At 45.8% G+C, this 3497-nt stretch carries 2 protein-coding genes; both read left to right on the top strand.

Annotated elements, in window-relative coordinates:
* Positions 1 to 315 precede the first annotated feature (315 nt).
* Complete coding sequence (locus tag ACY2VW_RS13675; RefSeq protein ID WP_118741530.1) at positions 316 to 1014, top strand: ABC transporter ATP-binding protein; 699 nt, start codon at positions 316 to 318, stop codon at positions 1012 to 1014.
* Positions 1015 to 1028: 14 nt separating this feature from the next.
* A complete protein-coding gene (locus ACY2VW_RS13670) occupies positions 1029 to 3359 on the top strand; it encodes an ABC transporter permease (protein ID WP_461878424.1) in 2331 nt (776 codons plus the stop codon).
* The last annotated feature ends 138 nt before the right edge of the window (positions 3360 to 3497 follow it).

Raw genomic sequence — 3497 nt, 5'->3', positions numbered from 1 at the left:
GGGGTGGAAGTGCCGTAAGGCATGGAGCTGACTGTTACTAATCGGTCGAGGGCTTGACCTGAATGGTTGTGTTCACAAAAAATGGAATGATAGATGTAAAGTGTATGCGGTTTTGAAGGTATATCGGAAGGACCATCGGAGAGATCCGATGGTTTTTTGCTGTTAAAAAATAAAAGAAAGAGCGCTGTTAATGAGAAAAAATACTCATTAACAGCGCTTTTCATTTCACAGAAAAAGCAGTATTATGGGGTTAGAAGAGTCTAACGCAGAAAGGGCTCTTACACACTCAGGAAAAAAGATGCAGGGAGGAAAGTTATGTTTCTTGAGATTAATAACCTGAAGAAGAGTTTTGGAACCGGTGAAAGCCGTGTGGAGGTCTTAAAGGGAATCCAGTTTTCTGTGGAAAAAGGTGAAATCTGTGTTCTCCTCGGTCCGTCCGGTTCCGGTAAATCGACACTGTTGAATATTATCGGCGGAATCGACGAGGCGGACAGTGGTTCGATCGTGATTGAAGGCGAAAAAATTGAGGATATGAATGAAAAAACGCTGACACGGTACAGACGAAAACATTTAGGATACGTTTTCCAGATGTATAATCTGATTCCGAACCTGACGGTGAAAGAAAATATTGAAGTCGGCGCATACTTAAGCGATCATCCGCTTGATATCAACGATCTGTTAAAGACACTGGGACTCTATGACCACCGCGATAAGCTGCCGAACCAGCTCTCCGGCGGTCAGCAGCAGCGTACTTCAATCGGAAGAGCCATCATCAAAAATCCGAGCATTCTGCTCTGTGATGAGCCGACGGGTGCACTCGATTACCATACTTCCAAGGAGATTTTAAAGCTGATCGAGGATGTCAATCAGAAGTACGGCAACACCGTCATCATGGTAACGCACAACGATGCAATCAAAAACATGGCAGACCGCGTGATTCGTCTGCGCGATGGCCAGATCCGTAAAAACTACGTCAATGAGACCAAAATCGCCGCCGGCGATCTGGACTGGTAAAGCGGGGTGGAAGTATGAAAAATCCATTACGAAAACGCCTGCTGCGGGAACTGAAGAACGATATTGGAAAATATCTCGTTATTTTTCTGTTTATGACGGCGACGATTGGCTTTGTGTCCGGTTTTCTCGTTGCGGATGAGAGCATGCTGTACGCTTACGATGAGAGCTTTGAAAAATACAACGTGGAAAACGGAAATTTTACAACAGAACAGAAGCTCACCGACAACCAGAGAACACGGCTGGAAAAAGAGAAGGTAACGATTTACAAGAATTTCTATAAAGACGAAGATGCCGACACGGATCTGGATTCGGAACCAGATAGCACGATCCGTCTTTTTAAAAACAGAACAGAGGTCAATCTGGTCTGCCTGATGAAAGGCGAAATGCCGCAGCAGAAGGATGAAATTGCAATTGACCGTATGTATGCGGACAATAATGACCTGCAGGTCGGTGATGTGATCTCGGTTGATAAAAAAGAACTGACGGTTACCGGTCTTGTGGCACTTTCGGATTACAGTGCGTTGTTCAGCAATTCGAGCGACATGATGTTCGATGCGGTTAAATTCGGTGTGGGAATCATGACCGAAGAAGGGTATGATGCCATTACCGATGACCATATCAAATACTGCTATTCCTGGAAATACGATACGGAACCGAAAGATGAAAACGAGGAAAAAGAATGGTCCGATGATTTCGTCGAGGTGCTGGCGGCTCATTCCTCGCTGACGGGTTATCTGCCGCGCTACGGCAATCAGGCAATCAAATTTACCGGCGACGATATGGGCGGTGACAAGGCGATGATGGAGGTACTGCTGTACATCCTGATTGCCATTATGGCGTTCATTTTTGCAGTTACGACAAACAATACGATTGTAAAAGAAGCGTCGGTGATCGGAACGCTGCGTGCATCCGGCTATACGAGACGGGAACTTCTGCTGCATTATCTGTCCCTGCCGGTACTGATTACGATTTTGGCGGCGGTGATTGGAAATATTCTGGGATACACCGTGTTTAAAGATATCTGCGCCGGTATGTATTATGGAAGCTACAGTCTGCCGACGTATCAGACGCGGTGGAATGCCAATGCATTTCTGCTCACGACCGTAATTCCGGCAATTCTGATGTTTGTGATCAACGCGGTGCTGATTTCCGGCCGTCTGCGTCTGTCACCGCTGCGTTTTCTGCGCCACGATTTTGCAAAGAAAGGAAAAAGCCATGCGGTGCGTCTTCCGAACTTCCGGTTCTTCTCGCGGTTTCGTCTGCGGATCCTGCTGCAGAACAAATCGAGTTACTTTACCCTGTTTCTCGGTATCGTATTTGCCAATATTCTGTTGCTGTTCGGTATGATGATGAAACCGCTGCTGTCACATTACCAGACGGAGGCGGTAGAAAATATGCTGGCAGATTACCAGTATATTTTAAATGTCCCGGATCCGATCGATGAGGATGATGAGTACACGCTGATGGGAATTGTGCAGAAACTTCTGACGCCGTCGCTGAAGACAAATACGAAAGGCGTGGAAACGTTTGCTGTTACATCGCTGAAAAATATTCCGAAAAACCGGGAGGGCGAGAGCATTTCGGTATATGGAATTCAGAAAGACAGCAAATATGTTTCCGCTGAACTGTTTGAGGACGGCGTAACGATTTCCGACGGTTATGCCGAAAAATATGGAATGAAAGTCGGCGATACACTGGAACTGAAAGAGCCGTATGAGGACAAAACGTACAGCTTTGAAGTAAAAAGCATTTATGCCTACCCGGGAGCCCTTGCGGTATTTCTGCCGATGGATGTCTTCTGCGAGGAATTCGATCATCCAGAGGACTACTTTAACGGCTATTTTTCCAACGAGCCGATCACGGACCTGGAGGAATCGTATATCGCGACGAAAATTACGGAAGATGATATGACAAAGATTTCACGGCAGCTCAATGTGTCGATGGGAGAAATGTTCCAGCTGATCAATGTTTTCTCGATTGTACTGTTCATGCTGCTGATTTATCTGCTGACGAAGCTGATCATCGAGAAGAATACGACTTCGATTTCGATGGTAAAGATTCTCGGCTACGAGAACAGGGAAATTTTGAGTCTGTATCTGACAGCGACAACCTGGGTTGTGATCGTCTCAATCGGTGTCAGCCTGATCATTGCCTCCGCGCTGATCCACCAGATTTATGTCATTATGCTTTCCGAGTACAGCGGCTGGCTGACATACTATATTGATCCGGCAATTTACGGAAAAATGTATCTGATGGGTCTTGCGGCGTATGCTGTTATCGCTGTGCTGCAGTTCCGCCACATCAAAAAGATTCCGATGGACGAGGCACTGAAAAATGTAGAATAAAAAAAGTTACACACGACAAACGCATGAGTAAATAAATTGTGAACACGCCCCTTTTTTGATAAAATAAAAGAAAAAGGGGCGTTGTTTATGCAGGAATTATTAGAGTGGATGGAATACATTGAAGACACCCGTCAGCAG

This window comes from Fusicatenibacter sp. (assembly GCF_977045365.1).
The sequence above is the reverse complement of the archived record's forward strand: the minus strand, read 5'-3'. Positions and strand labels throughout refer to the sequence as shown.